The 26,293-nt window shown below is 69.4% G+C and carries 20 protein-coding genes; 4 read left to right on the top strand and 16 right to left on the bottom strand.

Translation table 11 applies throughout. From position 1 onward, the window contains the following. Nucleotides 1–63: 63 nt before the first annotated feature. The 5 genes from carB to pyrR are packed head-to-tail and all read right to left on the bottom strand — an operon-like array spanning nt 64 to nt 7,315. On the bottom strand, nt 64–3,402 hold the full coding sequence (gene carB / locus ACZ60M_RS19330) for a carbamoyl-phosphate synthase large subunit (RefSeq protein WP_465419914.1): 3,339 nt from the start codon (nt 3,400–3,402) through the stop codon (nt 64–66). Further along, nucleotides 3,395–4,528, bottom strand: coding sequence for a glutamine-hydrolyzing carbamoyl-phosphate synthase small subunit (carA, locus tag ACZ60M_RS19325; RefSeq protein WP_465419912.1), 1,134 nt, complete (start codon nt 4,526–4,528; stop codon nt 3,395–3,397). Before carA ends, carB begins: the two co-directional genes overlap by 8 nt. Further along, nucleotides 4,525–5,823, bottom strand: a complete 1,299-nt coding sequence (locus tag ACZ60M_RS19320) for a dihydroorotase (protein WP_465419910.1) — start codon at nt 5,821–5,823, stop codon at nt 4,525–4,527. The genes carA and ACZ60M_RS19320 overlap by 4 nt, the downstream gene beginning before the upstream one ends. Next, nucleotides 5,820–6,740, bottom strand: coding sequence for an aspartate carbamoyltransferase catalytic subunit (locus ACZ60M_RS19315; protein ID WP_465419908.1), 921 nt, complete (start codon nt 6,738–6,740; stop codon nt 5,820–5,822). Before ACZ60M_RS19315 ends, ACZ60M_RS19320 begins: the two co-directional genes overlap by 4 nt. After that, complete coding sequence (pyrR, locus tag ACZ60M_RS19310; protein WP_465419906.1) at nt 6,737–7,315, bottom strand: bifunctional pyr operon transcriptional regulator/uracil phosphoribosyltransferase PyrR; 579 nt, start codon at nt 7,313–7,315, stop codon at nt 6,737–6,739. Before pyrR ends, ACZ60M_RS19315 begins: the two co-directional genes overlap by 4 nt. A 272-nt stretch (nt 7,316–7,587) precedes the next feature. On the opposite strand from pyrR, the gene ACZ60M_RS19305 reads away from it, so the two are divergent. Then, nucleotides 7,588–8,088 carry a transcriptional regulator gene (locus tag ACZ60M_RS19305; protein WP_289955862.1) on the top strand — a complete coding sequence of 167 codons (501 nt, stop codon included), beginning with the start codon at nt 7,588–7,590 and terminating at the stop codon, nt 8,086–8,088. An 80-nt stretch (nt 8,089–8,168) separates the two neighbouring features. On the opposite strand, the gene nusB is transcribed toward ACZ60M_RS19305, so the two are convergent. From nusB to ACZ60M_RS19275, 6 genes are all read right to left on the bottom strand, one after another. Next, entirely contained in the window at nt 8,169–8,612 is a 444-nt protein-coding gene (gene nusB / locus ACZ60M_RS19300; protein ID WP_465419904.1) for a transcription antitermination factor NusB, read from the bottom strand. Nucleotides 8,613–8,614: 2 nt separating this feature from the next. Further along, nucleotides 8,615–9,172, bottom strand: a complete 558-nt coding sequence (gene efp / locus ACZ60M_RS19295; protein ID WP_465419902.1) for an elongation factor P — start codon at nt 9,170–9,172, stop codon at nt 8,615–8,617. 113 nt (nt 9,173–9,285) lie between these two features. Continuing rightward, the gene (aroQ, locus tag ACZ60M_RS19290) at nt 9,286–9,708 is read right to left on the bottom strand and encodes a type II 3-dehydroquinate dehydratase (protein ID WP_465419900.1); all 423 of its coding nucleotides are present in this window, start codon (nt 9,706–9,708) and stop codon (nt 9,286–9,288) included. Beyond that, entirely contained in the window at nt 9,705–11,261 is a 1,557-nt protein-coding gene (gene aroB, locus ACZ60M_RS19285) for a 3-dehydroquinate synthase (RefSeq protein WP_465419898.1), read from the bottom strand. Before aroB ends, aroQ begins: the two co-directional genes overlap by 4 nt. A gap of 2 nt (nt 11,262–11,263) precedes the next feature. Continuing rightward, on the bottom strand, nt 11,264–12,442 hold the full coding sequence (gene aroC / locus ACZ60M_RS19280; protein ID WP_465419896.1) for a chorismate synthase: 1,179 nt from the start codon (nt 12,440–12,442) through the stop codon (nt 11,264–11,266). Between the two features lie 120 nt (nt 12,443–12,562). After that, on the bottom strand, nt 12,563–12,916 hold the full coding sequence (locus ACZ60M_RS19275) for a cupin domain-containing protein (protein ID WP_465419895.1): 354 nt from the start codon (nt 12,914–12,916) through the stop codon (nt 12,563–12,565). Nucleotides 12,917–13,170: 254 nt separating this feature from the next. Between ACZ60M_RS19275 and ACZ60M_RS19270 the strand changes: the two genes are divergently transcribed. Both ACZ60M_RS19270 and ACZ60M_RS19265 read left to right on the top strand, forming a co-directional pair. Next, nucleotides 13,171–14,157 (top strand): LacI family DNA-binding transcriptional regulator, encoded by a 987-nt coding sequence (locus tag ACZ60M_RS19270; protein WP_465419893.1) that lies wholly within the window; start codon nt 13,171–13,173, stop codon nt 14,155–14,157. Nucleotides 14,158–14,228: 71 nt separating this feature from the next. Continuing rightward, nucleotides 14,229–16,814 (top strand): glycoside hydrolase family 9 protein, encoded by a 2,586-nt coding sequence (locus ACZ60M_RS19265; protein ID WP_465419891.1) that lies wholly within the window; start codon nt 14,229–14,231, stop codon nt 16,812–16,814. Between the two features lie 75 nt (nt 16,815–16,889). Here the strand turns inward: ACZ60M_RS19265 and ACZ60M_RS19260 are convergent, their stop codons facing one another. The 5 genes from ACZ60M_RS19260 to gsmA all read right to left on the bottom strand — a co-directional run bounded on the left by ACZ60M_RS19260 (nt 16,890) and on the right by gsmA (nt 24,112). Further along, a complete protein-coding gene (locus ACZ60M_RS19260; RefSeq protein WP_465419889.1) occupies nt 16,890–17,294 on the bottom strand; it encodes a hypothetical protein in 405 nt (134 codons plus the stop codon). Between the two features lie 154 nt (nt 17,295–17,448). Then, nucleotides 17,449–18,057 carry a prepilin peptidase gene (locus ACZ60M_RS19255; RefSeq protein WP_465419887.1) on the bottom strand — a complete coding sequence of 203 codons (609 nt, stop codon included), beginning with the start codon at nt 18,055–18,057 and terminating at the stop codon, nt 17,449–17,451. A gap of 196 nt (nt 18,058–18,253) precedes the next feature. Continuing rightward, a complete protein-coding gene (gene uvrA, locus ACZ60M_RS19250; protein WP_465419885.1) occupies nt 18,254–21,208 on the bottom strand; it encodes an excinuclease ABC subunit UvrA in 2,955 nt (984 codons plus the stop codon). Beyond that, nucleotides 21,198–22,505 carry an RNA-guided endonuclease IscB gene (gene iscB, locus ACZ60M_RS19245; protein ID WP_465419981.1) on the bottom strand — a complete coding sequence of 436 codons (1,308 nt, stop codon included), beginning with the start codon at nt 22,503–22,505 and terminating at the stop codon, nt 21,198–21,200. Before iscB ends, uvrA begins: the two co-directional genes overlap by 11 nt. Before the next feature lie 545 nt (nt 22,506–23,050). After that, entirely contained in the window at nt 23,051–24,112 is a 1,062-nt protein-coding gene (gene gsmA, locus ACZ60M_RS19240) for a sporangiospore maturation cell wall hydrolase GsmA (RefSeq protein ID WP_465419884.1), read from the bottom strand. Nucleotides 24,113–24,289: 177 nt separating this feature from the next. On the opposite strand from gsmA, the gene typA reads away from it, so the two are divergent. Next, the gene (typA, locus tag ACZ60M_RS19235) at nt 24,290–26,161 is read left to right on the top strand and encodes a translational GTPase TypA (RefSeq protein ID WP_465419882.1); all 1,872 of its coding nucleotides are present in this window, start codon (nt 24,290–24,292) and stop codon (nt 26,159–26,161) included. Nucleotides 26,162–26,293 lie beyond the last annotated feature (132 nt).

The raw sequence follows: 26,293 nt of genomic DNA, 5'->3' as shown, positions 1-26,293 counted from the left end.
ATACGTCAATGCGCCGGGTGAGCGGGACGGCTACCGCCGCGAACCCGCTCACCCGGCGGCGTGTCAGACGGTCGCTTCGTCGCCGCGCAGGCGCTGGTGCAGCTCCTGGAGGGAGGCGACGCGGATCTCGCCGCGGGAGGCCGACTCGATGGCCTGGGTGGCGGCGGCCGCGCCCTGGATGGTCGTCACGCAGCTGACGTCGGCGACGACGGCGGCCGAGCGGATCTCCCAGCCGTCGGTGCGCGGGCCCGAGGAGGCCGAGGGCGTGGTGATGACCAGGTCGACATTGCCTGCGGCAATTAGGCTGACGGCATCTTCGACGATTCCTCCGCCGGCTTCGCCGGTGCCGGCGCTGTGGCGGGCGACGGGCGTGAAGTCGATGCCGTGGCGCTTGAGGACCAGGCCGGTGCCTTCGGTGGCGTAGACGGTGAAGCCGAGGTCGACGAGGCGGCGCACCGGGAAGACGATGGCGCGCTTGTCGCGGTCGGCGACCGAGACGAAGACCTTCCCGGAGGTGGGCAGCTTGCCGTAGACGGCGAGCGTGGCCTTGGCGAAGGCCAGGCCGAAGGACGAGTCGATGCCCATCACCTCGCCGGTGGACTTCATCTCCGGGCCGAGCACGGCGTCGAGTCCGGCGCCTTCGACGGTGCGGAACCGCTTGAAGGGCAGGAGGACTTCCTTGACGCTGATCGGGACTTCCGGTCCGGCGTCGGAACCGTCGCCCACGGGCAGGAGCATCCCCTCGGCGCGCAGCTCCGCGATGGTCGCGCCGAGCGCGATGCGGGCGGCGGCCTTGGCGAGCGGCACGGCGGTGGCCTTGGAGACGAACGGGACGGTGCGCGAGGCCCGCGGGTTCGCTTCGAGGACGTACAGCTGCTCGTCCTTCAGGGCGTACTGGACGTTCATGAGGCCGCGCACGCCGATGCCGAAGGCGAGCTTCGCGGTGTAGTCGCGGATCTGCTCGATCACGGTGGCGCCCAAGGTGATCGGCGGGAGCGCGCACGAGGAGTCGCCGGAGTGGACGCCGGCCTCCTCGATGTGCTCCATGATGCCGCCGAGGTAGAAGTCGGTGCCGTCGCAGAGGCAGTCGACGTCGATCTCGATGGCGTCGTCGAGGAACCGGTCGATGAGGATCGGGTGCTCGGGGCTGGCCTCGGTGGCGCGGGAGATGTACCCGGCGAGGGTGTCCTCGTCGTAGACGATCTCCATGCCGCGGCCGCCGAGGACGTACGAGGGGCGCACGAGCACGGGGTAGCCGATCTGGGCGGCGACCTCGCGGGCCTCCTCGTAGGAGGTGGCGGTGCCGCCGTCGGGGGCGACGAGCCCGAGTTCGCCGAGGAGGCGGCCGAAGACGCCGCGGTCCTCGGCGTTGTCGATGGCCTTCGGCGAGGTGCCGACGATCGGGAGCCCGGCGTTCTGGAGGCGTTCGGCGAGGCCGAGCGGGGTCTGGCCGCCGAGCTGGACGACGACGCCGATGACGCCGGGCCCGCCCGCGGCGGTGCCGGACTGGTGCTCGGCGTGGAAGACCTCGGTGACGTCCTCGAAGGTGAGCGGCTCGAAGTAGAGCCGGTCGGCCGTGTCGTAGTCGGTGGAGACGGTCTCGGGGTTGCAGTTGACCATGATGGTCTCGTACCCGGCCTCGCGCAGGGCCTGCACGGCGTGGACGCACGAGTAGTCGAACTCGATGCCCTGGCCGATGCGGTTGGGGCCGGAGCCGAGGATCATGACCTTGGGCCGGTTGGAGGGCGCGACCTCGGTCTCGTCCTCGTACGTCGAGTAGTGGTAGGGCGTGTGGGCCTCGAACTCGGCGGCGCAGGTGTCGACGGTCTTGTAGACCGGGCGCAGGCCGAGCCGGTGGCGCAGGCGGCGCACGCCGTCCTCTCCGGCGAGCTCGGGGCGCAGGGCCGCGACCTGGGCGTCGGAGAACCCGGCGCGCTTGGCCTTGCGGAGCAGGGCCTCGTCGACGACGGCGGCGCCCTCGATCTCGCCGCGCAGGTCGATGAGCTGGGCGACCTGGTCGAGGAACCACGGGTCGATCTTGCAGGCCGCGTGGACTTCACTGATCGAGGCGCCGAAGCGCAGGGCGCGCTCGGCGGTGTAGATCGTGCCGTCGTGCGCGGTCTGCAGGGCCTCCATGGTGTTCTCGAGGGTGGCGCCCTCGGGGTCGGGGCGGGTCCAGAACCCGGCCTGCTTGGTCTCGGTGGACCGCAGGGCCTTCTGCAGGGCCTGCTGGAAGGTCCGGCCGAGGCTCATGGCCTCGCCGACGGACTTCATGGTGGTGGTGAGCGTCGGGTCGGCGCCGGGGAACTTCTCGAACGTGAAGCGCGGGACCTTGACGACGACGTAGTCGAGCGTGGGCTCGAACGCGGCCGGGGTGGCCTTGGTGATGTCGTTCGGGATCTCGTCGAGCGTGTAGCCGATGGCGAGCTTCGCGGCGATCTTCGCGATCGGGAAGCCGGTGGCCTTCGACGCGAGCGCGGAGGAGCGGGAGACGCGCGGGTTCATCTCGATGACGATCATGCGGCCGTCGGCCGGGTCGATCGCGAACTGGATGTTGCAGCCGCCGGTGTCGACGCCGACCTCGCGCAGGATCGCGATGCCGATGTCGCGCATGTGCTGGTACTCGCGGTCGGTGAGGGTCATCGTGGGGGCGACGGTGACGGAGTCGCCGGTGTGGACGCCCATGGGGTCGACGTTCTCGATGGAGCACACGATCACGACGTTGTCGTTGCGGTCGCGCATGAGCTCGAGCTCGTACTCCTTCCAGCCGAGCACGGACTCCTCGATGAGGACCTCGGTGGTGGGCGACTCGGCGAGGCCGTTCCCGGCGATGCGGTCGACGTCCTCCCAGGTGTAGGCCATGCCGGAGCCGAGGCCGCCCATGGTGAAGGAGGGGCGGATGACCACGGGCAGGCCGAGGTCCTTCACGGTGGCGGTGACCTCGTCCATGCTGTGGCACACGGCCGAGCGCGGCACTTCGCCGCCGACTTTGAGGACGACCTCTTTGAACTGCTGGCGGTCCTCGCCGCGCTGGATGGCGTCCATGTCGGCGCCGATGAGCTCGACGTTGTACTTGTCGAGGATGCCGGCCTCGTGGAGGGCGACGGCGGCGTTGAGGGCGGTCTGGCCGCCGAGGGTCGCCAGGAGCGCGTCGGGCTTCTCCTTGGCGATGATCTGCTCGATGACCTCGGTCGTGATCGGCTCCACGTAGGTCGCGTCGGCGAACTCGGGGTCGGTCATGATCGTGGCCGGGTTGGAGTTGACGAGGGTGACCCGCAGGCCCTCCTCGCGGAGCACGCGGCAGGCCTGCGTGCCGGAGTAGTCGAACTCGCAGGCCTGGCCGATCTGGATGGGTCCGGACCCGATGACCAGGATGTGCTTGAGGTCTGGGCGCTTAGGCATGGGTCGGGGCCCCTTCTTGCTGCTGAATGAGTTCGATCAGGCGGTCGAACAGGTAGTCGGCGTCGTGCGGCCCGCCGGCGGCCTCGGGGTGGTACTGCACGGAGTAGGCGGGTACGTCGAGGCAGGTGAGGCCTTCGACGACGTCGTCGTTGAGGCACACGTGGCTGACCTGGACGCGGCCGAAGTCGGTCTCGAAGAACTCGCCGCTCTCCGGGGCTTTCAGCGCGAAGCCGTGGTTGTGGGCGGTGATCTCGATCTTGTTGGTGTGGCGGTCGAGCACCGGCTGGTTGATGCCGCGGTGGCCGAACTTCAGCTTGTAGGTCTCCAGGCCGAGGGCGCGGCCGAGGATCTGGTTGCCGAAGCAGATGCCGAACACGGGGACCTTGCGGCGCAGCAGTTCCTGCGTGACCTTGACCTGGTGCTCGGCGGTGGCCGGGTCGCCGGGGCCGTTGGAGAGGAACACGGCGTCGGGCTTCTGGGAGAGCAGCTGGTCGACCTCGGCGGTGGCCGGGTACACGGTGGTGGTGATGCCGCGCTCGGCGAGGCGCCGCGGCGTGTTCCGCTTGATGCCCAGGTCGAGGGCGGCCACGGTGTAGCGCTGCTCCTTCGCCTCGTAGGTGTAGGGCTCGGCCGTGGTCACGGCGCCGACGTGGTTGGCGCCGGCCATGTGCGGCGAGGCCTTGACCTTCGCGAGGAGCGCGTCCACATCGGTGTCGCGCGAGGAGATCCCTACGCGCATCGCCCCTGCTTCGCGCAGGTGGCGGGTGAGGGCGCGGGTGTCGACCCCGCAGATGCCCACGATGCCCTGGGAGGCGAGCTCGTCTTCGAGGCCGCGCTTGGCGCGCCAGTTGGAGGCGGTGCGGGCGGCGTCGCGCACGACGTAACCGGCGACCCAGATGCGGCGGGACTCGTCGTCCTCGTCGTTCCAGCCGGTGTTGCCGATCTGCGGGGCGGTCTGCGCGACGACCTGCCCGTAGTAGGACGGGTCGGTGAGGGTCTCCTGGTAGCCGGTCATGCCGGTGTTGAAGACCGCTTCGCCGAAGGTCTCGCCGACCGAGCCGAAGGCCTCGCCGCGGAAGACGCGGCCGTCCTCGAGGACGAGGATCGCGGGTGCTCTGCTGCTCATTCGGACATCTCCTCTGCAATTTTCCCGTTCAGGACGGTGGCGCGTCCGCGAAGGAACGTCGCTTCAATGGTGACCGGGAGTTCCATCCCGGCGTAGGGCGTATTGCGAGACAGGGACGCGAGGCCTTCGGGCACCACGGTCCACTTCGCGGAGGGGTCGACGAGGGTGAAGTTCGCTTCGGTGCCCGGCTGCGGGTCGCGGCCGTGGGCCTCGAGGCCCGCGATGCGCGCGGGGGTGCGGGAGGTGCGCTCGGCGAGCACGTCCCAGTCCACATCGGCGGGACCGCCGAGGGCGAGGACGCTGATCGACAGCGCGGTCTCCAGGCCGAGCATCCCGGGGCGGGCCGCGGCCCACTCGCACTCCTTGTCCTGCCGGGCGTGCGGGGCGTGGTCGGTGGCGACGGCGTCGATGACGCCCTCGGCGAGCGCGGCCCGCAGGACCTCGACGTCCGCTTCGCGGCGCAGCGGCGGGTTGACCTTGTAGACCGGGTCGTAGGAGCGCGCGGCCTCGTCGGTGAGGAGGAGGTGGTGCGGGCAGACCTCGGCGGTCACGTTCGCGCCGCGGGCCTTGGCTTCGCGGATGATCGCGACCGAGCGGGCGGTGGAGACGTGGCAGAAGTGGACGCGCGCGCCGGTGTACTCGGCGAGGAGCACGTCGCGGGCGATGATGGCCTCTTCGGCGACCGCGGGCCAGCCGGGCAGGCCGAGCTCGGCCGAGACGGCGCCCTCGTTCATCTGCGCGCCTTCGGTGAGCCGGGGCTCCTCGGCGTGCTGGGCGATGAGCCCGCCGAAGGTCTTCACGTATTCGAGGGCGCGGCGCATGAGCACCGGGTCGTGCACGCAGTGGCCGTCGTCGGAGAACATGCGGACCTGCGCGGCGGACTGGGCCATCGCGCCGATCTCGGCGAGCCGCTTGCCTTCCAGGCCGATCGAGACGGCGCCGATGGGCTGCACGTCGGCGTACCCGGCGGCGCGGCCGAGCGCGGCGACCTGCTCGACGACCCCGGCCGTGTCGGCGACGGGGTAGGAGTTCGCCATGGCGCACACGGCGGTGTAGCCGCCCTTGGCGGCGGCGCGGGTGCCGGTGAGGACGGTCTCGGCGTCCTCGCGGCCGGGCTCGCGCAGGTGCGTGTGGAGGTCGACGAGGCCGGGCAGGAGCACCAGGCCGTCGGCGTCCACGACCTCGGCGTCGCTAGAGGACAGACTGCCGAGTTCGACGACGCGGCCGTCGCGGACGAGGACGTCCTGGCGTCCCCTGCCGACGATGTCGGCGCTCTTGATGAGCAGTTCGCTCACTTGCTCTCTCCGTTCGTCAGCAGGAGGTAGAGGACGGCCATGCGGACCCACACGCCGTTGGTCACCTGCTCGGTGATGGTGGCTCGGGGCGAGTCGGCGACGGCGGCGGCGATCTCCATGCCGCGGTTCATCGGGCCGGGGTGCATGACGATCGCGTGGTCGGGCATGAGCGCGAGGCGGCGCTCGTCGAGCCCGTAGAGGCGCGAGTACTCGTTCGCGGTCGGGAAGAACGCGGCGTTCTGGCGCTCGTGCTGGACGCGGAGCATCATGACCGCGTCCACGCCTTTGAGGCTCGCGTCGAGGTCGTAGCCGACCTCGACGGGCCAGGCGTCGATGTCCTTGGGCAGCAGGGTCGGCGGGCCGACCAGGCGCACGTTCGCGCCGAGCTTGGTGAGCAGCCAGATGTTCGAGCGGGCCACGCGCGAGTGGAGGATGTCCCCCACGATCGCCACGGTCCGGCCCTCGATGCCGCCCAGGCGCTGCTTCATCGTGTACGCGTCGAGCAGGGCCTGCGTCGGGTGGGCGTGCGTGCCGTCCCCGGCGTTGAGGACCGCGCCGTCGATCCACTCGGTGAGCCGCTGCGGGGCCCCGGCGGCCGGGTGGCGGATGACGACCGCGTCGGCGCCCATGGCCTGCAGGGTGAGCGCGGTGTCGCGCAGGCTCTCGCCCTTGTTGACGCTCGAGGTCTTCGCCGCGAAGTTCACGACGTCGGCGCTCAAGCGCTTGGCGGCGGTCTCGAAGGAGGTGCGGGTGCGCGTGGAGTCCTCGAAGAAGAGGTTCACGACGGTGCGGCCGCGCAGCGCCGGGAGTTTGGGGACCTCGCGGCCGGTGACGGCCTCGGCCATCTGCTCGGTGACGTCGAGGACGAGCTCGGCTTCCTCGCGGGTGAGCTCCTTGGTGGTGAGCAGGTGCTTCATCGCTCCCGGCCTCCAGTGAGGACCACGGCGTCGAAGCCGTCGTACTCCGTCAGGCGCACGGCGACGGACTCGTCGCGCGCGGTGGGGATGTTCTTGCCGACGTAGTCGGCGCGGATGGGCAGCTCGCGGTGGCCGCGGTCGACGAGGATGGCGAGCTGGACGCTCGCGGGGCGGCCGAGGTCGTAGAGCGCGTTGAGCGCGGCGCGGACGGTGCGCCCGGAGTAGAGGACGTCGTCGACGAGGATGATGCGCTGGTCGTCGACGCCGCCGGGCGGCAGCTCGGTCGGGCCGAGGGCCCGGAGCGCATTGCGGCGCAGGTCGTCGCGGTAGAGCGTGATGTCGAGGGTCCCGGCGGGGACGTCGATGTCGGCGAAGCGGCGGATGCGGTCGGCGAGCCGGCCGGCGAGCGCGACGCCGCGGGTGGGGATGCCGAGGAGCATGGTGTCGGGGGCGCCCTTGGTCTTCTCCAGGATCTGGTGGGCGATGCGGTCGAGGATGCGGCCGATGTCGTCATCTGACAGGATCTGCTTGCCCGACGGGTCTTCCTCTGACTGCCTGAGGGCAGGGGAAACCACGCGAACCTCCTTCTCCGCCTCACTGGACGGTCTGTTAAAGAACGGTTTCGTCGCGGGTCATGCTACGCCGCCGGTGACGGAGCGTAAAGGCAGATCCCAAAACCGCAGGGTCGGTAGCGGCATTGATGTCGGGTTATATATGGTTTGCCAGGCGGTTGCGAAGGGTTCACGCGACGAAGAACACTGTTTGAGGGCACCCCACCGGCCGATGGTCACCGACCGTAGTCAACAATAGGATTCCTCTCGTACCGAAAATTGGAGTTGATCCCAGCATGGCGACATCTGACTACGCCAAGGCGCTCGGCAACCGGCTGCGTGACATCCGCATGCAGCAGGGTCTGTCGCTGCAAGGCGTCGAGGACAAGTCCGGCGGCAAGTGGAAGGCCGTCGTCATCGGTTCCTACGAGCGGGGCGACCGGTCGATCACCGTGAGCCGCCTCGCCGAACTCGCGGACTTCTACCGCATCCCCGTTTCCGAGCTGCTCCCCGAGGGCGTGCCGCTCCCGGTCGAGCAGGCCGAGAAGATCGTCCTCAACCTCGAGGCGCTGTACGACCACCCGGACTCCGAGCTGGAGCACGTCGCCAAGCTCGCGCGCTCCATCCAGCAGCGCCGCGGCGACTACAACGGCCGCATCCTCTCGATCCGCGCCGACGACCTCTACACCCTGGCCGTGGTCTACTCAACCACGCCTTCGGGCCTGATCGAGAAGCTCGAGGACTTCGGCGTCCTCGTGCACGACCTCCAGGCCTTCTTCGCCTCGGACGCCGAATAAGCGGTTTCGGCAGGGACAGATGAAGCCGGGCCTCCCCAAGAGGGAGACCCGGCTTTCGCGTATCTACTTACGGCCCTTGGCTACTCGGCCCTCGCGGCGGCGTCGAGGACGGCGTTCACGAACGACGTGTCGTCCGAGGAGCCGATCTGCAGCGCCACGCGCATCGCCTCTTTGATGGCGACGGCGGTGTCGACGTCGTCGACGTGGCGGATCTCGTAGAGGGCCACGCGCAGGACGTTCCGGTCGACGGCGGGCATCCGCTCCACCGACCAGCTCGTGGAGGCCTTCCCCAGGACGGCGTCGAGCTCGTCCAGGTGCGAGGCGACGCCGCGCACGAGCTGCTCCGCGTACGCCGGGAGGCGCGGGGCCTCCGGGTCCTTGAAGGCCCGGTCGGCGCGCTCGGCGAGGACCTTCGACGGCTCGGTGTCGCGGCTCTCGGCTTCGTACAGGATCTCGACGGCCCGCATCCGCCACTTCGTGCGGGCGCTGAGCCGGTCAGGGCTGCTGTTGCTCTGGTTCCCCACGCCTAGGCCCGGGAGAGGTACTTGCCGTCGCGGGTGTCGACCTTGATCTTCTCCCCGTTGTCGATGAACAGCGGCACGAGGACGGTCGCGCCGGTCTCGACGGTGGCCGGCTTGGTGCCGCCGGAGGAGCGGTCGCCCTGGAGGCCCGGCTCGGTGTAGGTGATGGTGAGCTCGACCGAGGCCGGGAGCTCGACGTAGAGGACCTTGCCGTCGTGCTGGGCGACCGTGGCGTCGGAGTTCTCGAGGAGGAACTTCGCGGCGTCGCCGACGACCTCGGGGTTGACCGGGATCTGGTCGTAGGTGTCGGTGTCCATGAAGACGAACGAGTCGCCTTCCTTGTACAGGTAGGTCATGGTGCGGCGGTCGACGTTCGCGGTCTCGACCTTCGTGCCGGCGTTGAAGGTCTTGTCGACGATCTTGCCCGAGGGGATCTGCTTGAGCGTGGTGCGCACGAACGCCGGGCCCTTACCGGGCTTGACGTGCTGGAATTCCTGCACCTGCCAGAGCTGGCCCTCCAGGTTGAGCACCAGGCCGTTCTTGAGGTCGTTCGTGGATGCCACGGGCGTTCGTCTCTTTCGGTAGAGGTTCTGTCTTGACCGACCGTCAATGGTAGCGGGCGGTCGAGCTGGTCAGGGCCGCGGCCGCACCGGCTGTGGTGGGCGGCGCAGCGGGATTACTCGGAAATGAACCGGAGCGCGGCGGTGTAGCCGCTGGCACCGAGCCCGGCGATGACGCCGACCGCGTGGGCCGACACGTACGAGTGGTGCCGGAACGCCTCGCGCTTGTGCACGTTCGACAGGTGGACCTCGACGAGCGGGGCCGTCAGCTGCGCGCACGCGTCGCCCACGGCCACGGACGTGTGGGTCCAGGCGGCGGCGTTGAGCACCACCGGGTAGCCGTTGTCGGCGGCCTCGTGCAGCCATCCGAGGAGCTCGCCCTCGTGGTTGGTCTGCCGGAAGTCGACGTCCAGGCCCAGTTCCCCGCCCGTCTTGACGCACAGCTCGGCGAGGTCGGCGAGCGTCTGGGAGCCGTAGATCGCGGGCTCCCGCTTGCCCAGCCGGTTGAGGTTGGGGCCGTTCAGCACCAGGGTCTTCATGCCGTCAGCCTCTCATAGGCCTCGCGCTGCTGCTCGGCGGTCACGTCATCGGCGACGACGGGTTCGGCGAGCGCGTCGAGGAGCACGAAGCGCTGGGTCGCGCCGACGTTCTTCTTGTCGATCTTCATGACCTTGAGGATGTCGTCCCAGCGTCCGGCCTCGTACGTGATTGGCAGGCCGAGCGAGGCGAGCACGGTCTTCGTGCGCTCGACGAGGTCGACGCGGCCGGTGATCGCGTTCAGGTGCGCGGCGTAGACCATGCCGACGGCGACGGCGTCGCCGTGGCGCCAGCGGTAGTGCTCGAGCTTTTCAATCGCGTGGGCGAAGGTGTGGCCGTAGTTGAGGATGGCGCGCAGGCCGCCTTCCTTCAGGTCGGAGCCGACGACCTCGGCCTTGACGGCGATGGCGCGCTCGACGAGCTCGGCGACCACAGGGTTCTGGGCGTCGAGGGCCGCTTCGGGGTCGGCTTCGACCAGGTCGAGGATGACCGGGTCGGCGATGAACCCGGCCTTGACGACCTCGGCGAGGCCCGCCGCGAGGTCGCGCTTGGGCAGGGTGGTGAAGTGGTCGAGGTCGACCAGGACCGCGCGCGGCGGGTGGAAGGCCCCGACGAGGTTCTTCCCGGCGGCGGTGTTCACGCCGGTCTTGCCGCCGACGGCCGCGTCGACCGCGCCGAGCAGCGAGGTCGGGACGTGGACGACCGCGACGCCGCGCAGCCAGCAGGCGGCGGCGAACCCGGCGAGGTCGGTGACCGCGCCCCCGCCGACGCCGACGACGAGGTCGGTGCGGGTGAAGCCTTCGGCGCCGAGCGCTTCCCAGACCTGCTCGGCGACGGCGACGGTCTTGCCGTCCTCGGCGTCGGGCAGTTCCATGAGCGTGGCCTCGACGCCGTCGGGGCAGAGCCCGCCGACGCGTTCGGCGAGCTGGGCGGTGCTCGCGGTGTGGAGCACGGCGACCCGGGCGGCCTTGCCGAGGAACTCGGGCAGCCGATCGGTGGTGCCGCGTCCGATGAGGACCGGGTAGGGGGTCTCGGCGTCGTTCACGATGACGGTGCGGATGGCCAGGCGCGATTGGATCTCGGCGGTCAGGTCGTCCACTTCCCTTCCGGTGGTGTCGATCGCGAAGGTCTCGACCTCGCGGTAGAGCGGCAGGCGCTCGTCCATGAGGCGGCGCAGCGTGGCGCGCGGGTTGACCTGCAGGAGCGGGCGGCCCTTGTCGATCTCGGTGCGCTTGACCGCTTCGCCGAGGTCCACGCGCAGGTGGACCACGGTGGCGTCGGCGAGGAGCTTGCGGGTGGCCTCGGCGAGGACGGCGCCGCCGCCCAGGGCGAGGACCCCGTCGTGCTCGGCGACGGCCCGGCGGACGGCCTCGCGTTCGAGGGCGCGGAAGTGCTCCTCGCCCTCGTCCACGAAGATGTCCGGGATCGGCTTCCCGGCGGCGTCGGCGATGTCGGCGTCCACGTCGCGGAACGGCGCGTCGAGGGCGGCCGCGAGCGCGCGGCCGATCGTGGTCTTGCCCGAGCCCGGGGGCCCGACGATGACGACCAGTGCCACCGCTACTTCACCCGCAGGTTCTCAAGGTAGGACTCGAAGTTGCGGCGGGATTCACCGACGGAGTCGCCGCCGAACTTCTCCAGGGCCGCTTCGGCGAGGACGTAGGCGACCATGTGCTCGGCGACGACGGCCCCGGCGGGGACCGCGCAGACGTCGGAGCGCTGGTTGATGGCCTCGGCCGCTTCGCCGGTGACGGTGTCGATGGTGCGCAGCGGGCGCGTCAGCGACGAGATGGGCTTGAGCATGGCGGAGACGCGCAGCGGCTGTCCGGTGGTGATGCCGCCTTCGAGGCCGCCCGCGCGGTCGGTGAGGCGCTCGACGCCGTGGGGTCCGGCGACGATCTCGTCGTGCGCGGAGGAGCCGCGGACGGCGGCCTGCATGAGGCCGTCGCCGATCTCGACGGCCTTGACCGACTGGATCGACATGAGCGCGGTGGCGAGGCGGGCGTCGAGCTTGCGGTCCCACTGGACGTGCGAGCCCAGGCCCGGCGGGAGGCCGTAGGCGAGGACCTCGACGACGCCGCCGAGGGTGTCGGCGTCCTTCTTGGCGGCGTCGACCTCGGCGATCATGCGGGCGGAGGCCTCGGGGTCCATGCAGCGCAGCGGGTCGGCGTCGACGGCGTCGAAGTCGTCCGGGGTCGGCGCGAGGCCTTCCTTGGCGCGGACGGGGCCGAGGGCCTTCACGTGGGAGACGATCTCGATGCCGAAGGCCTGCTTGAGGAAGGCCTTGGCGGCGGTGCCGCCCGCGACGCGCGCGGCGGTCTCGCGGGCGGAGGCGCGCTCGAGGATCGGGCGGGCGTCCTCGTGGTCGTACTTCTGCATCCCGGCGAGGTCGGCGTGGCCGGGGCGCGGGCGCGTGAGCGGGGCGTTGCGGGCGATCCCGGCGAGCTCCTCGGGGTCGACCGGGTCGGCGGCCATGACGGTCTCCCACTTGGGCCACTCGGAGTTGCCGACGCGGATGGCGACCGGCGAGCCGAGGGTGCGGCCGTGGCGGACGCCGCCGATGAAGTTCACGACGTCGGCCTCGAACTTCATGCGGGCGCCGCGCCCGTAACCGAGGCGGCGGCGGGCCAGTTCGGCCGCTACCGCGCCGGTGGTCAGCTCGATCCCGGCGGGCAGGCCGTCGAGCGTGACCACGAGTTCGGGTCCGTGTGATTCTCCAGCAGTCATCCATCGCAACACGCCGTCAAGTCTGCCACCCGCCCGGATGTGATCAGGCACCTGGTGGAAAGCGTGTCTCAGGGGCTGGGCACGATTCTGGCCGCCCTCGCTGCGCGGGAGCGGCCCGGTTTCGCCTAGCGGCTACATGGTGCCCATCGCCTTGCCGAAGTCGACCAGGACGACCTTGCGGTCGCCGACGACTTCCGCGTCGTGCCCCGGCGGGATCTCGAACACGTCACCGGCGTTGATGTCCTTGTCGGTGCCGTCGTTCATGTGGACCAGCAGATGGCCCTCGACGCAGTAGCCGAGGTGGTTGGCCTGGCACGAATCGCCGCCGACGATCGGTTTGACGTCGTTGGACCAGCGCCAGCCCTTCTCGAACTCGGAGAACTCGACGGGCATGCCGTCGAGCATCACCGTGTCCTTGTGGCCGTGACCGCTGAGATTGACGGTCTGCTCGGGATTGCTGAAGTTCTTGACTGCCAGCTGATGCATGGCTTTCACCCCCAAGGTCGAGTCTATGGCCACGGAGGTGATCATGTTTCGCGTTCGGGCCGGAGGCAAACGACTTCCAGTCCCTGCCGCCTTGGAACCAGGTGGTTACACTGGGCACTTCGTTCCCAGGTCAACCCCCTCGTTACTGGAACTTTCAACAAAGCTGCATAAGGAAGGACGACGCTGCGATGAGCCCCGAGCACGCGCGGAAATCCACAGACCGCTCCCCGGCACCGCGGTCTCGCAAGCCCACGATGGCGGACGTCGCCGCGGAGGTGGGCGTGTCGCGGGCACTGGTCTCGCTGGTGTTCCGCGGCCAGCCCGGCGCGAGCCCCGACACCCGCGAGCGGGTCTTCGACGCCGCCGCGAGGCTCGGCTACAAGCCCGACATGGCCGCGCGGCTGCTCGCCCGCGGCCGCAGCAAGGTCCTCGGCGTGCTCTTCACCGCCCGGAACCCGTACCACATCGACCTGGTGGAGGCGATCTATCCGGCCGCCGAGGAGCTCGGCTACGACCTCGTGCTGAGCGCCACGGTGCCGACCCGCAACGAGCACAACGCGATCGAGGCGCTCATCGGGCACCGCAGCGAGGCGCTGCTGCTGTGCGGGCCCACGATCCCGGACGAGGACGTGACGGAGCTGGGCGCGCGGGTGCCGACGGTGGTGCTCGGACGGCACATCAAGGACGCGCGGGTCGACGTGGTGACCTCGTACGACCGGCCCGGCGCCCGCGAGGTCGTGGACTACCTGGTGGGCCTGGGGCACCGCGACATCGTGCACGTGGACGCGGGCAACCGGCCGGGCGGGCCGGAGCGGCGGCGGGCCTACCGGGACGCGATGCGCGCGCACGGCCTGGCCGAGCGCGTGCGGGTGATCCCGGGCAACCACTCCCAGGAGGGCGGCTCGGACGCGGCGCGGCTGCTGCTGGAGGAGGGCGGCCCGCTGCCGACGGCGGTGTTCGCGGCGAACGACCAGTGCGCGATCGGGCTGCTCGACGTGTTCACGCGGGCCGGGGTGAAGATCCCCGAGCAGGTCTCGATCGTCGGGTACGACGACAGCCACATCGCCGGGCTGAGCCATATCGACCTGACGACGGTGCGCCAGGACGTGCCGCGCCTGGCGCGGCTCGCGGTCGAGGCGGCCGACGAACAGCTCAGGGGCGCAAGGGAACCTGGCGTCACGTTGAAACTGGAGTCGAAGCTGGTGGTGCGCGGCACGAGCGGGCCGCCCGCGGCGGAATGATTGACATTTACATATTTGAATGACAAGATGGCGGGTGGTATCGCTCCCAATCCTTTCGGAGGGCCACCCCCATGCCGCGAACCGCACTTCGCAGAAGACGCTTCGGCGTCGCCGTACTCACCGCACTGACACTCGGCGCCGCAGCCGCGGCACCGGCCGCGCAGGCCCAGGACGAGGAGCCCACGGACCTCATCACCAACGGCGACTTCGCCTCAGGGACCAGCGGCTGGTGGGCCACCGCCAACCTCACCGGCGCGGTCGCCGACGGCGAGTGGTGCGTCGACGTGCCCGGCGGCACCGCCAACGCCTGGGACGCCATCGTCGGCCAGGACGGCCTGCCGCTGGTCACCGGCGAGTCCTACGAGCTGCGCTTCACCGCCCGCGCCTCGGCCGACGTCAGCGTCCGCGCCCTCGTGCAGCGCCCGGTCGACCCCTGGCCCACCGCCGTCGAGGAGTTCCCGGTGCTCTCCAGCGGGGCGCAGGACTTCAGCTACGCCTTCACCGCCAGCGCCGACTGGACGGACGCGCAGCTCGCGTTCCAGATCGGCCGCCACGCCGAGCCGTGGCAGTTCTGCCTATCGGAGGTCCAGTTGCTCACCGGAGCCGAACCGCCCGTGTACGAGCCCGATACCGGGCCGCGCGTGCGGGTGAACCAGGTCGGGTACCTGCCCGACGGCCCCAAGCGGGCCACGCTCGTCACCGACGCGGTCGACCCGGTCCCGTGGCAGCTCCGCGACGCCGAGGGAGGCCTGGTGGCCGAAGGCGACTCGTCGCCGCACGGCGAGGACGCCACGTCGGGCGAGTCGGTGCACGTCATCGACTTCTCGGCGGCGGCCGCCACCGGGGAGGGGTTCACGCTCACCGCCGACGGCGAGACGTCCTATCCGTTCGCGATCGGCGGGAACCCCTACCGGGACCTGGCGGTCGACGCGATGTCGTTCTACTACCCGCAGCGTTCGGGCATCGCGATCGATGAGGCGATCGCGCCCGGTTACGGCCGGGACGCCGGGCATGTGGGTACCGCTCCCAACCAGGGCGACGGGGCCGTGCCCTGCTACGCCGACGCGTGCGACTACACGCTGGACGTGACCGGCGGCTGGTACGACGCGGGCGACCACGGCAAGTACGTGGTCAACGGCGGCATCTCGGTCGCGCAGCTCATGTCCGTGTACGAGCGGGCGCTGCACGCCCCCACCGGCGACGCGGGGCTCCTCGGCGACGGGTCGCTCCGCATCCCCGAGCACGGCGACGGCGTGCCCGACGTGCTGGACGAGGCCCGCTGGGAGGTCGAGTTCCTGCTGTCCATGCAGGTGCCCGCGGGTGAGGAGCTGGCGGGCATGGCCCACCACAAGATCCACGACGAGAAGTGGACCGGCCTGCCGCTCATGCCCGCCGACGACCCGCAGCCGCGCTACCTGCAGCCGCCGTCGACCGCCGCGACCTTGAACCTCGCTGCAGCGGCGGCGCAGGCCGCGCGCCTGTTCGCGCCGTACGACGCGGCGTTCGCGGCCGAGTGCCTTGATGCGGCGGAGACCGCGTGGGCGGCCGCCCTCGCGCACCCGGACGTGTACGCCCCTGAGACCAGCCCGGACGGCGGCGGCCCGTACGGCGACTCCGATGTCACGGACGAGTTCTACTGGGCCGCAGCGGAGCTGTACCTGACCACCGGCGCCCGTACCTATGAGGAGCACGTGCTCGAATCGAAGCTGCACGACGCCGACTCGTTCGGTCCCGGGGCGTTCTCCTGGGGCAGTGTCGCGGCGCTCGCGAAGCTCGACCTGGCGCTGGTGCCGAACGCGCTGCCGGGCCGCGAGGAGGTCGTCGCCCAGGTCGTCGCGGGTGCCGACGGCTATGTGGCGCTGCAGGCGGCGAGCCCGTGGGGCCTGTCCTACGGGTCCAACGGGACCTTCGACTGGGGTTCCAACAGCGCCGTGCTCAACGAGCTGGTGGTCGTGGCCGCCGCCTTCGACCTCACCGGAGAGACGCAGTACCGCGACGGCGTCCTGACGGGCCTCGACTACATCCTGGGCCGCAACGGCCTCGGGAACTCCTATGTGACCGGTTACGGCTCACACGACTCGCGCAACATGCACAGCCGCTGGTACGCCAACCAGCTCGACCCGAGCCTGCCGAACCCGCCTGCCGGGACGCTCGCGGGCGGCCCGAACACGGTGACGGGCACGTGGGACCCGGTGGCGCAGCGGTGGCTCAACGGCTGCGCGCCGCAGCGGTGCTACATCGACGACATCGGCTCGTGGGCGACGAACGAGCTGACGATCAACTGGAACGCCCCGCTGGCGCAGATCGCGAACTTCGCGGCCGAGCAGTCGGGGGCGGTCGCGGCGGCCCCGGCGTGCGAGGTGGAGTACCTGATCAACGGCCAGTGGCCGGGCGGGTTCAACGCGCAGATCCTGGTCACGAACACCGGTGACGAACCGCTGCAGGACGTCTCACTGCGGTGGGCGCTGCCGACGGGCCAGTCCATCGTCCACTCGTGGAGCGTGGCGCTGGTCCAGGAGGGCCACACGGTGACCGCCACGGACGTGGCGGGAGGCCGGGACCTGAACCCGGGCCGGACGTTCACGTTCGGGTTCATCGGCAGCAAGGACGCCCGCACCGCGGTCGCGCCCGCGTCGGTGACCTGCTCGGCTGGTTAAGGGCATGAGAAAACGGGGCGGCCGCCGGTGTCGAGAGCGGTCGCCCCGCGATGTTCTTGCGTCGGGTAGCGCGGGCTACCAGGCGTGGTGGTGCTTCTTCTGGTGCTTCGACCAGTTGCAGACCTTGTCGACATCGGAGGTGCCGAGCAGGCCGAGGCTGGCAGCGTTGCTCCAGTCCCAGTTCAGGGCGCAGATGTTCGAAGCGACGTTGACGCCCTTCGGGTTCTGGTCCCACCCGTTGCACAGGTCGGTCATGTCGCTCTTGGCGACGTTGAGCAGGCTGATCACGTCGCCGCTCCAGTTGCCGATGCAGAGGTTCGACAGGAAGTTGACCCCGCCGAAGTCCTTCGGGTCGTACTCGTAGCTGCTCTCGGCGACCGGAGCAGTGGTCTCGGCCGCGAGGGCCGGGGCGGCCATGCCGGCGACCATGATGCCTGCGGCGGCTGCGGCCACCGCGGCTTTGGCGATAAAGCGAATCACTTTCACCTCTCAGTACTCGGTGTCCATCTTGACCCTTTTGTGACGGGTCGGCCACGAATATAACTACTGAGCCTTGTCGTAAAAGGGAAATCGGAAAACCAGGCGCGTCGCATTTCGCGACGCCACCCGGCCGTGGTCAGTACATATCAGACGCTCACCATTGGAACCACGGCTCGGCGGCGATGGCCGCCGCGGTTCCGGCGAGCATCGCCGGGCCGTACGGGAAGTCCCTGCGCCGCATGGCCAGGACCGCGGCCGCCTGCGCGCCGCCCGCGAGGACCGTGGCCGCGAGCGCGATGACCGCCGCTTCCCAAGCGGCCCAGCCGAGTACGAGGCCGAGCAGGCCCGCGAGCTTGACGTCGCCGAAGCCGATCTGGCCGGTCGCGCAGCCGATGCCGTACAGCGCCATGGCGATCGCGGCGCAGACGACGGACCGGAGCATGGCGTCGTGGTCGCCGGTCGCGATCAGGAGCGCTCCCGCGAGCGGGTAGGCGGGCAGGATGAGCGCGTCGGGCAGCCGCCGCTGGTAGACGTCGATCCACGCGGCGGCGACACCCACCAGGGCGACCGTGCCGAGCGCGAAGCCGTGCAGGAGTCCGTCTGCGCGCCAGGCGATCAGCAGTCCCGCGCCGAGGCTCACGAGTTTGACGAGCCGCGGGTCCGGGTGCCGGTCGGTGGCCAGCGCGACGCACCGGCCCAGGCCGGGACCGGCGAGGAGCGCGGCCGTGGCCGCGCCGATATAGAGAGCACCGGGGAAGAGCACGCTGCGATGCTCGCATTCCCTTGCGCCCGAAAGCGGGAGCGACGCGGCCGGAATCGGCCGCGTCGCGATGTCGGACCCTTGTGGGAGAGTCGTCTTATTTACACCGGTGGTCGGAGGTGGATGTGGGTGGGAAGGGGCATGCCCTATAGCCGACTCCGGCGTCGGGGCCGAAGGTCCCCGACGCCGTCGCCCGCTCTTACCGCTTGGCGGCTGCCGTCCTTCTGCCGTTGCCCGCCTTGGCCCTTCGGGCCGCTGCGCCGTCGGTCTTGCCCTTGCCGTCCATGCCGAGGAGCGGGCGCAGGTACGTGCCGGTGTGGCTCGCCGCGATCGCCGCGACCTCCTCCGGGGTACCGGCCGCGACGAGGGTGCCGCCCTTGTCGCCGCCCTCGGGGCCGAGGTCGATGACCCAGTCGGAGCACTTGATCACTTCGAGGTTGTGCTCGATGGTGATCACCGTGTTGCCCTTGTCGACCAGCCCGTCGAGCACGCCGAGGAGCTTGCGCACGTCCTCGAAGTGCAGGCCCGTGGTCGGCTCGTCCAGGATGTACACGGTCTTCCCGGTCGAGCGCTTCTGCAGCTCAGAGGCGAGCTTCACGCGCTGCGCCTCGCCGCCCGAGAGCGTCGGCGCAGGCTGCCCGAGCCGCACGTACCCCAGGCCGACGTCGTTGAGCGTCTTCAGGTGCCGGTGGATCGTCTGGATCGGCTCGAAGAACTCGGCGGCCTCCTCGATCGGCATGTCGAGCACGTCCGAGATGGTCTTGCCCCGGTAGTGGACCTTGAGCGTGTCGCGGTTGTACCGCGCCCCGCCGCACTCCTCGCACGGCACGTACACGTCCGGCAGGAAGTTCATCTCGATCTTCAGCGTGCCGTCGCCCGAGCACGCCTCGCAGCGCCCGCCCTTGACGTTGAACGAGAACCGGCCCGGCCCCCAGCCGCGCACCTTCGCCTCGGGCGTGCCCGAGAACAGCTTGCGGACCTTGTCGAACACGCCCGTGTACGTGGCCGGGTTCGAGCGCGGGGTGCGCCCGATCGGCGACTGGTCGACGCCGACGACCTTGTCCACGCCGTCGATGCCGGTGATCGTGCGGTGGCGGCCCGCGACGATCTTCGCGCCGTTGACCTCCGCCGCGAGCGTGTTGTACAGGATCTCGTTCACGAGCGTCGACTTGCCGGAACCGGACACGCCGGTGACCGAGACGAGGCAGCCCATGGGGAACGCCGCGTCGATGCCCTTGAGGTTGTTCTCCCTGGCGCCCTTGACGACCAGCTCGCGGCCGTGGTCGGCCGGGCGGCGCTGCTCCGGCACCGGGATGTGCTTGCGACCCGACACGTAGTCGCCGGTGATCGAGCCTTCGGCGTCCGTGAGCCCCGCGACCGGGCCCGAGTAGATGACGTGCCCGCCGTGCTCGCCCGCGCCGGGGCCGATGTCGACGATGTGGTCGGCCACGCGGATCGTGTCCTCGTCGTGCTCGACCACGATCAGCGTGTTCCCCAGGTCCCGCAGGCGCTCCAGGGTCGCGATGAGCCGGTTGTTGTCCCGCTGGTGCAGGCCGATCGACGGCTCGTCCAGCACGTACAGCACGCCCACGAGGCCCGCGCCGATCTGCGTGGCGAGCCGGATGCGCTGGGCCTCGCCGCCCGAGAGGCTCCCGGCGGCGCGCGCGAGCGTCAGGTAGTCGAGGCCGACGTCGAGCAGGAACCGCAGACGCGCCTTGACCTCCTTGACGATCGGCGCGGCGATGATCGAGTCGCGGTTCGAGAGCTTCAGCGCGTCGAAGAACACCGCGCAGTCCGCCACCGACAGCGTGCAGACCTCGTGGATCGACAGGCCCTCGACGGTGACCGCCAGGACCTCGGGCTTGAGCCGGGTGCCCTCACAAGTCGAGCACGGGATCTCCCGCATGAACTGCTCGTACTTCTCGCGCGTCCACTCGGAGTCGGTCTCGTGGTGGCGGCGCTCGACCCACGGCACGACGCCCTCGAAGCGCGTCTCGTAGGAGCGGCGCTGCCCGCGCTTGTTGCGGTAGGAGACCTGCAGGGTCTCGTCGTAGCCGTAGAGGACCGCCTTCTGCGCCCGGTCGGGCAGGTCGGCCCAGGGCGTGTCCACGTCGAAGCCGACGGCCTCGCCGAGCGCGACGATCTGGAACAGGAAGTAGTCGCCCATGCCGACCGAGGACCAGGGCGCGAGCGCGCCGTCGCGGATCGAGGACTCCTGGTCGCGGATGACCAGCTCCGGGTCGACCTCCTTGCGCACGCCGAGGCCGTGGCACACCGGGCAGGCGCCGAACGGGGCGTTGAAGGAGAAGGTGCGCGGCTCGAGCTCGTCGAGCGAGAGCGGGTGGTCGTTGGGGCACGCGAGCTTCTCGGAGAAGCGGCGGGTGCGGTCCGGGTCGTCCTCGGCGACGTCGACGAAGTCGAGCACCACGACCCCGTCGGCGAGCGCCAGCGCGGACTCGACGGAGTCGGTGACGCGCTGGATCGAGGAGGCCTTGACGGCGAGGCGGTCGACGACCACTTCGATGTCGTGCTTCTCCTGCTTCTTCAGCTTCGGCACGTCGGTGAGGGCGTACACCTCGCCGTCGACGCGGGCGCGGGCGTAGCCCTGCTGCTGGAGGTCGCCGAAGAGGTCGACGAACTCGCCTTTGCGCTTGCGCACCACCGGGGCCAGGACCTGGAAGCGGGTGCCTTCGGGCATCGCCATGATCTGGTCGGTGATCTGCTGCGGGGACTGGCTGACGATGGCCTCGCCGCACTGCGGGCAGTGGGGGATGCCGACGCGGGCGTACAGGAGCCGCAGGTAGTCGTAGATCTCGGTGATGGTGCCCACCGTCGACCGCGGGTTGCGGGAGGTGGACTTCTGGTCGATCGACACGGCCGGGGAGAGGCCTTCGATGAAGTCGACGTCGGGCTTGTCCATCTGGCCGAGGAACTGGCGGGCGTAGGCCGAGAGCGATTCGACGTAGCGGCGCTGGCCCTCCGCGAAGATCGTGTCGAAGGCCAGGGAGGACTTGCCGGAGCCGGACAGGCCGGTGAAGACGATGAGCGAGTCCCGGGGGAGGTCGAGGTCGACGTCCTTGAGGTTGTGCTCGCGCGCGCCGCGCACGACGATGGTGCCGGCCGACAGGGACTTCTGCTGAGGCTCAGATTTCAACGCCGCATTCCTTACGAACTCTGTAGGAGTACCCGTCTGCTCGCTGAAGCAGTCGGAGATACCGATGGTGAAGGTCGAATCGCCCGCTCGGGTGAGTGATCGCGAATCTCCCGGTCGAGCGGATCGCCACGCGGCCCGTGTACTTCCCGGCATGCGAGCCTCGCGTCACCGTCGCATGAACCAGGTCGCCGGTCGCGAATCCGAAGTGCATCTTGGCGCGAGGGCGAAGGAGCCTTGGGAATCCATACTTGTCGGGGACCGTGCGTGCGTGAACTCCGCGCCCGGAGGCCCTCACCTCAAGCACCCGCGCAGGCCAGGCGCGTACGCCACGGGCCTCACCGACATGCAGCGCATCAAGCGTGTGCGACTTGGCTGCACCGCTCTGCAAGCGATTCCACTTGGTTTGACCGCCTGACGAAGCGTACACCGGAAGGCCGAACGTCTTCAAAGACGCGAGCAATGACCTGCGGGTCGAGTTCAGGGCTGCCGCATGACGCAATGTCGGTCTGATCTGCTCCCGGATCTTCCTCAAGACGTTCGGTTTGCCGCTGAGGAAGTCCTCGACAGGCCTTGCCCCTTTCGCTTCGTTGCACCGCACGCAGGCGACTACCAGGTTCGCTATCCGATCTGACCCGCCTCGAGCCCTCGCCAGAACATGATCGACCTGCAATCGGGTGTCCCTGGCCGCACAGTAGGCACAGGCCCAACCCCACCGCTCCAGCAAGTACTGCCGAATCTCATATCCTGCCAAAGTTCCCTGCTGGTATTCCTCAGCCGCAAGTTGTCGCCCTGCGCTCATCGCATGGACATCGAATGACGGCACTTCCAGATGGATGGCCAGTACGGGAGCCCAGGTCCGTAGACGGGCAATCCAGCTCGCAGTGGTCTCGACGCGGTGCCGAAGCGACGGCGCTAGCCACCCGGAGGGCTTGCGCCTGTTCAGGAAGCGGGGACTTCGATAGCGAAGCTTGCGATACCTGCGACCGCCCCGGTGAGCGGATCTGCTCTGCATCTTCTTCCTGATCGCAGCGCTCCGGTGCTGAAGTTCGATGCTGTACTTACCGACCCTCGGTTGCCCGGCACTCACCATGAACACACTGATCCCGGTGAACTCACTCCCAGGATCGATTCCGATCTCCGGTCCTCGTACCGTCGAACGAGCGATATCCCTGTCCTTCAAGCGAATTACGAACGGAACCCGCCTCGCAACCACGGCCCTTCCCTGGGCAAGCAACTTCCTCGCCCGTGCCGGATGGCAAGGGTCGAGGGGGGTGCCGTCCTTCGACAGAACAAACACCGATGGGTGGGTCTCACGACCCGCTCCGCTTTCGCGGGTGACGCCACCTACACCAGATGCGACCGTGTAGGCGATCTCCTCTCGCTCATGTTCCGTACCAGTGCCCTGTGTAGCCAGGGGCCCATCGACCGTTTCATCTCGGCCCGAGTTGTCTACTTCGATGGGTTCCAGAGCTTGCCGCTGAGGAAGCACGGCAAGGTGGGTCTGCTCGCTCGCACGAAACGTAGCCAATCGAACGCACCTTCCACTTGATCGGCTGGAGCTGGTCAGCACGAACCTGAGCACAGGTTCTCTCCAATCGGAGAGGGCCGCTGACGGTGGGAATCTAACGTCCGTGGAATCTAACGTTCGGGTCCGACAGTTCTGGGAGCCCCGCTGTTCGAACGGGGGCCGCCCTACGAGGCTACTCCCCCGCGTAGTGCGGATTCGTACGTCGATGTGACCTTTAACTCACCCTTCACACAGCCGAGAAGACAGTCGAAAGCGGGCCCGGACTCGTGTCCGGACCCGCCCCCGATGGCAGGAATCAAGCCGTGTGGGTGACCTCAGTCGAACTGGTAGAGGTCGTAGTCGTCCATGATGCCGATGAGCTTGTTCGAATACTCGGGATCGGTGGCGTACCCGGCCTTGTGGATCTCGCGGGCGAAGCGCTTGGGATCGTCGGCGTGGTCCATGGCGGTGTCGTAGCGGGACCAGTTGGCGAGCAGGTCGCCGTGGTCGCGGTAGGAGTCGGCGACGTTCCTGTACGCGCGGAAGGTCGCGTCCATGTCGAAGCAGCCGCCGGTGGGGCTGCATTCGAAGGTGGCGTAGTCGCGGCAGCCGATGGCGTGGTCGCCGGGCGAGCCGAAGCACTTCATGCCGAACAGGTTGTGGTCCTCGCGGGCGAGCGCGCCTTTGCCCCAGCCGGATTCGAGGATCGCCTGGGCGATGGTGACGGACGCGGGCACGCCGGTGGCGCGGTCGCTGGACTGGGCGGCGGGCGCGTGCGCGTTGATGAATCCGCTGGTGCCGCCGCGCGGGACGGACGGCGCGTCCTGGCCGCACCAGGGCAGCCACGGCTCTCCGGCGCTCCACTTGATGTACGCGGCGGAGACGAAGCGCTTGTCGCCGATGCGGTACCAGGCCCCGGTCTTGCGGGCGGTGCCGTCGACCTCCTGGCCCCAGACCTGGCACTGGACGGCGACGCCCGCGCCGTTGGCGTAGGCGCCCTGCCGGCCCGCGGTGGAGTTGGCGGCGGCGCGGATGTTGAGCTCGCCGCCCTTGGTGCTGACGGAGGCGTTGGTGGCGGCCTTGCTGGCGGCGGAGCACCAGGGCACGGGCTGGGAGGGCGACCAGGTGACGTACGCGTCGGAGATCCAGCGGTCCTTGCCGATGCGCAGCCAGGTCGAGCTGGTGCGGACGTAGCCGTCGATCTCCTCGCCGCGGACCATGCAGAACACCTCGGGGTTCGCGCCCTTGGCGAGGGTCCCGGCGGTCTTCTGGTCGGTGGCGGGGCCGGTGCGGACGTTGAGGGTGCCGCCTTCGGTGGTGATGATCGCACCGGTGATCTTGGCCTGTCCGGGGACCGCGCCGACGAGGATAGCCCCGGCAGCGAGCGCGAGAACCATAACGAATCGGATGGATATATGGAATACGCCCATAATGGGCAGTCTAGGTAACGAAGGATTTTCTGTCATCGAAAGGCGCAATGTGAACACCCCTCGGGGACGCACCGGGAATTCTGGTGTCGGCGATCACCTGGGTTGACGCCAGGTCCGTCTCCTGCTTAAGAGACAATGGTCGTCGTGTCTACACGCTCTGATCTGCGAAACATCGCCATCGTCGCCCACGTCGACCACGGCAAGACCACGCTCGTCGACGCCATGCTCAAGCAGGCGGGCGCCTTCCGCGAGGGCGCGGCGGTCGACGACCGCGTCATGGACTCCGGTGACCTTGAACGCGAGAAGGGCATCACGATCCTCGCGAAGAACACCGCGGTCCACTACGCCAACCCGGCCGACGGCTCCGAGATGGTCATCAACATCATCGACACGCCCGGCCACGCCGACTTCGGCGGCGAGGTCGAGCGCGGCCTGTCCATGGTGGACGCCGTGGTGCTCCTGGTCGACGCCTCGGAGGGTCCGCTCCCGCAGACCCGCTTCGTGCTCCGCAAGGCGCTCACCGCGCGCCTGCCGGTCATCCTGTGCATCAACAAGACCGACCGCCCCGACGCCCGCATCGACGAGGTCGTCAACGAGACCTACGACCTGTTCCTGGACCTGGACGCCGACGAGGACCAGATCGAGTTCCCGATCGTCTACGCCTGCGCCCGCGACGGCGTCGCCTCGCTGAACAAGCCGAAGGACGGCACGGTCCCCGAGGACTCCGACAGCCTCAAGCCGTTCTTCGACACCATCATCGAGCACGTCCCGGCTCCCGAGTACGACGAGGCGAAGCCGCTCCAGGCCCACGTCACCAACCTCGACGCCGACAACTTCCTCGGCCGTATCGCGCTGTGCCGCGTCATCGAGGGCGAGCTGCGCAAGGGCCAGACCGTCACCTGGATCAAGCGCGACGGCACGCAGCAGAACGTGCGCATCACCGAGCTGCTCATGACCGAGGCGCTGACCCGCAAGCCCGCCGAGAAGGCCGGGCCCGGCGACATCTGCGCCATCGCGGGCATCCCGGACATCATGATCGGCGAGACCCTCGCCGACCCGGAGAACCCGGTCGCCCTGCCGCTCATCACCGTCGACGAGCCCGCGATCTCCATGACCATCGGTACCAACACCTCGCCGCTGGTCGGCAAGGGCGGCAAGGGCCACAAGGTCACCGCCCGCCAGGTCAAGGACCGCCTCGACCGCGAACTGGTCGGCAACGTCTCGCTCCGCGTGCTCCCGACCGAGCGCCCCGACGCCTGGGAGGTGCAGGGCCGCGGCGAGCTGGCCCTGGCCATCCTGGTCGAGCAGATGCGCCGCGAGGGCTTCGAGCTCACCGTCGGCAAGCCCGAGGTCGTCACCAAGCAGATCGACGGCAAGACCCACGAGCCGGTCGAGCGCATGACCATCGACTCCCCCGAGGAGCACCTGGGCGCGATCACGCAGCTCATGGCGACCCGCAAGGGCCGCATGGAGACCATGACGAACCACGGTTCGGGCTGGGTCCGCATGGAGTGGCTCGTGCCCTCGCGCGGCCTCATCGGCTTCCGGACCGAGTTCCTGACGCAGACCCGCGGCACCGGCATCGCGCACTCGATCTACGAGAAGCACGAGCCGTGGTTCGGCGAGCTGCGCACCCGCAACAACGGGTCGCTCGTGGCCGACCGGGCCGGGGCCATCACCGCGTTCGCGATGATCAACCTGCAGGAGCGCGGCGTCCTGTTCTACGGGCCGACCACCGAGGTGTACGAGGGCATGATCGTCGGCGAGAACTCGCGCTCCGACGACATGGACGTCAACATCACCAAGGAGAAGAAGCTCACCAACATGCGCGCGGCCGCGGCCGACTCCACGGAGAACGTGGTGCCGCCGCGCCTGCTGTCGCTGGAGCAGTCGCTGGAGTTCTGCCGCGACGACGAGTGCGTGGAGATCACCCCGGACACCGTCCGCATCCGCAAGGTCGTCCTGGACCAGAAGGAGCGCGGCCGCAGCGCTTCGAAGGCCAAGCACGGCAAGTAAGCCCTGAACGCGAGCGGGGGGGGGGGGGGGGGGGGGGGGGGGGGGGGGGGGGGTTTTTTTTTTTTTTTTTTTTTTTTTTTTCTCTTTTTCTCCCCCCCCCCCCGTTTCCTTTTTCCTCAGTTTTTTTTTCCT

Source organism: Glycomyces sp. NPDC050141 (assembly GCF_055586545.1).
This window is presented reverse-complemented; position numbering and strand designations above follow the sequence as displayed.

Coding starts and splice junctions, on each gene's coding strand:
- carB (WP_465419914.1), bottom strand. CDS start 3,402: ATGCCTAAGCGCCCAGACCTCAAGCACATCCTGGTCATCGGGTCCGGA.
- carA (WP_465419912.1), bottom strand. CDS start 4,528: ATGAGCAGCAGAGCACCCGCGATCCTCGTCCTCGAGGACGGCCGCGTC.
- ACZ60M_RS19315 (WP_465419908.1), bottom strand. CDS start 6,740: ATGAAGCACCTGCTCACCACCAAGGAGCTCACCCGCGAGGAAGCCGAG.
- ACZ60M_RS19305 (WP_289955862.1), top strand. CDS start 7,588: ATGGCGACATCTGACTACGCCAAGGCGCTCGGCAACCGGCTGCGTGAC.
- aroQ (WP_465419900.1), bottom strand. CDS start 9,708: ATGAAGACCCTGGTGCTGAACGGCCCCAACCTCAACCGGCTGGGCAAG.
- ACZ60M_RS19275 (WP_465419895.1), bottom strand. CDS start 12,916: ATGCATCAGCTGGCAGTCAAGAACTTCAGCAATCCCGAGCAGACCGTC.
- ACZ60M_RS19270 (WP_465419893.1), top strand. CDS start 13,171: ATGGCGGACGTCGCCGCGGAGGTGGGCGTGTCGCGGGCACTGGTCTCG.
- ACZ60M_RS19265 (WP_465419891.1), top strand. CDS start 14,229: ATGCCGCGAACCGCACTTCGCAGAAGACGCTTCGGCGTCGCCGTACTC.
- gsmA (WP_465419884.1), bottom strand. CDS start 24,112: ATGGTTCTCGCGCTCGCTGCCGGGGCTATCCTCGTCGGCGCGGTCCCC.